At 50.5% G+C, this 2,510-nt stretch carries 3 protein-coding genes, 1 tRNA gene and 1 pseudogene; all 5 read left to right on the forward strand.

From position 1 onward, the window contains the following. Positions 1-358, forward strand: a 358-nt coding sequence (locus tag BFF42_RS15015) for a DUF968 domain-containing protein (RefSeq protein ID WP_122994572.1), incomplete at its 5' end; no start/stop codon positions are given. A 17-nt stretch (positions 359-375) separates the two neighbouring features. Continuing rightward, a complete protein-coding gene (locus BFF42_RS15020) occupies positions 376-756 on the forward strand; it encodes an antiterminator Q family protein (RefSeq protein ID WP_001204806.1) in 381 nt (126 codons plus the stop codon). A gap of 215 nt (positions 757-971) precedes the next feature. After that, positions 972-1,206 (forward strand): annotated as a pseudogene (locus tag BFF42_RS15025) (hypothetical protein); the annotation flags it as partial. Between the two features lie 112 nt (positions 1,207-1,318). Next, positions 1,319-2,368 carry a DNA-methyltransferase gene (locus BFF42_RS15030; protein ID WP_000935526.1) on the forward strand — a complete coding sequence of 350 codons (1,050 nt, stop codon included), beginning with the start codon at positions 1,319-1,321 and terminating at the stop codon, positions 2,366-2,368. A gap of 49 nt (positions 2,369-2,417) precedes the next feature. Continuing rightward, a tRNA-Ile gene (locus tag BFF42_RS15035) sits at positions 2,418-2,493 on the forward strand. Positions 2,494-2,510 lie beyond the last annotated feature (17 nt).

Genomic DNA, 2,510 nt, shown 5'->3' on the forward strand with positions numbered 1-2,510 from the left:
CATCATCCAGGATAAGGCGAAAAAGGTGCTGGCGCTGAAAGTGGATCCGGAGTCGCCGGAGTCTTTTATGTTACGCCCAAAACGTCGCCGCTGGGTTAATGAAAAGTACACGCGCTGGGTTAAGACACAGCCGTGTGCATGTTGTGGAAAGCCCGCTGATGATCCCCACCACCTGATAGGTCACGGTCAGGGTGGAATGGGAACAAAAGCGCATGACCTTTTTGTGTTGCCTTTGTGCAGAAAACACCATGACGAACTGCATGCGGATACCGTGGCATTTGAAGAGAAGTATGGCTCCCAACTGGAGCTGATATTTCGTTTTATCGATCGCGCGCTGGCGATTGGTGTGCTGTCCTGATTTTGTGGAGAAAGTTGATGCGTGATATTCAGATGGTTCTTGAACGCTGGGGGGCATGGGCTGCAAGTGGTAACACCGGGGTGGACTATTCTCCGATCGCTGCCGGATTCAAAGGACTTTTACCATCTGCCACTAAACCACGTCCGGCCTGCTGCGATGATGACGGACTTATCATTGAAAACTGTCTTGCTCGTCTGAAGCAGAAAAAACCTGAGGAGTATTCGCTTCTCATTGCTCATTATTTGTTGCGAATATCAAAAAGACAGATAGCCAGGACGAGAAAGAAAAGCGAAAAAGCAATACGAATTGAGATGCAGATAGCCGAAGGGTTTATTGACGGATGTTTGTCTGTGCTGGGGGTAAGACTGGAGATGGACGACTGGCTGCTAAAAAAGTAAAAAATGATTAGTGCGGTCCGCAAAAAGTATGTCAGTATGTTAAGAGTGGTTACTTCGCCACACAGCTTAAACCCGCCGCGAGCGGGTTTTTTTATGGCTGAAATCGGTCCAGTACAGTAAACGTGCTGGTGGCGGTGAATACCTGTCTTTCAGCTTGCTGGCTTTTTCGACAAGAGTTATTGGTGTGTCACGTTAACCGGAAAAGGGAAAAAGACATGCTGAAACAGCAGGATATGACAGAAACCGCCAGAGTGGTGTTTAATGAATTAAGCGTCACCGAACCGGCGACAGTCGGGGAGATTGCGCAGAATACTTACCTTTCACGCGAACGCTGTCAGTTAATACTGACCCAACTTGTTATGGCGGGTCTGGCAGACTATCAGTTCGGTTGTTACAGACGCCTTCAGTCCTGAAGGCTTTTTTATTTGTGGTAAATGGGCGCTGGTGGGTGTTAGGGGCACCCACCAGCCATCTGCTCATGCGTTGGGTTCACAAGCAAACCTCAGGCCCACTGCTTTGCGCAAAAGCAGAATGAGCCTATCAGAGACAGGCTTAATGATCCATGCTTAATACTGTAAAAATATCCAGTTGTGAGTTAATCAACGCCGACTGCCTGGAATTTATCCGGTCGTTACCCGAAAATTCTGTTGACCTGATAGTCACGGACCCGCCGTACTTTAAAGTGAAGCCTGAGGGCTGGGATAACCAGTGGAAGGGCGACGATGATTACCTGAAGTGGCTGGACCAGTGTCTGGCGCAGTTCTGGCGGGTGCTGAAACCTGCCGGAAGTCTTTACCTGTTCTGTGGTCATCGCCTGGCATCTGATATCGAAATCATGATGCGTGAACGCTTCAGTGTGCTGAACCATATTATCTGGGCGAAGCCGTCCGGACGCTGGAACGGATGCAACAAGGAAAGCCTGCGGGCGTATTTCCCCGCCACAGAGCGCATTCTGTTCGCGGAACATTATCAGGGGCCGTATCGTCCGAAAGATGCCGGGTATGAGGCGAAGGGCAGGGCACTGAAACAGCATGTGATGGCCCCGCTGATTTCTTACTTTCGTGATGCATGCGCGGCCCTGGGGATAACGGCAAAACAGATTGCAGATGCCACAGGAAAGAAAAACATGGTGTCGCACTGGTTCAGTGCCAGTCAGTGGCAGTTGCCGAACGAAAGCGATTATCTGAAATTACAGGCACTGTTTGCCAGGGTGGCAGAAGAGAAGCATCAGCGGGGGGAACTGGAAAAGCCCCACCACCAGCTGGTGGATACGTATACTTCACTGAACCGACAGTATGCGGAGCTGCAGAGTGAATATAAACATCTGCGGCGGTATTTTGGTGTGACGGCGCAGGTGCCGTACACGGATGTGTGGACACATAAACCGGTGCAGTTCTATCCCGGGAAACATCCGTGCGAAAAACCGGCAGAAATGCTGCAGCAGATAATCAGCGCAAGTAGTCGTCCTGGTGATCTGGTTGCGGATTTTTTCATGGGGTCGGGTTCAACGGTAAAAGCGGCACTGGCGCTCGGGCGTCGTGCGATTGGCGTTGAACTGGAGACAGGACGTTTTGAGCAGACAGTCAGGGAAGTTCAGGATTTAATCGTTTGAAACGGATGAGATTGCAGAATTAATTACGCACCATTATTATTCTGCTCCCGGCCCTTTAGCTCAGTGGTGAGAGCGAGCGACTCATAATCGCCAGGTCGCTGGTTCAAATCCAGCAAGGGCCACCATCACATACCGCCATTAG

Origin of the sequence: Shigella sp. FC1661, from assembly GCF_001712525.1 — a bacterium.
GTDB classification, from domain to species: domain Bacteria; phylum Pseudomonadota; class Gammaproteobacteria; order Enterobacterales; family Enterobacteriaceae; genus Escherichia; species Escherichia coli.

What these genes read in the sequence shown, in the direction of transcription:
- BFF42_RS15020 (WP_001204806.1), top strand. Translation starts at nt 376, where the DNA reads ATGCGTGATATTCAGATGGTTCTTGAACGCTGGGGGGCATGGGCTGCA.
- BFF42_RS15030 (WP_000935526.1), top strand. Translation starts at nt 1,319, where the DNA reads ATGCTTAATACTGTAAAAATATCCAGTTGTGAGTTAATCAACGCCGAC.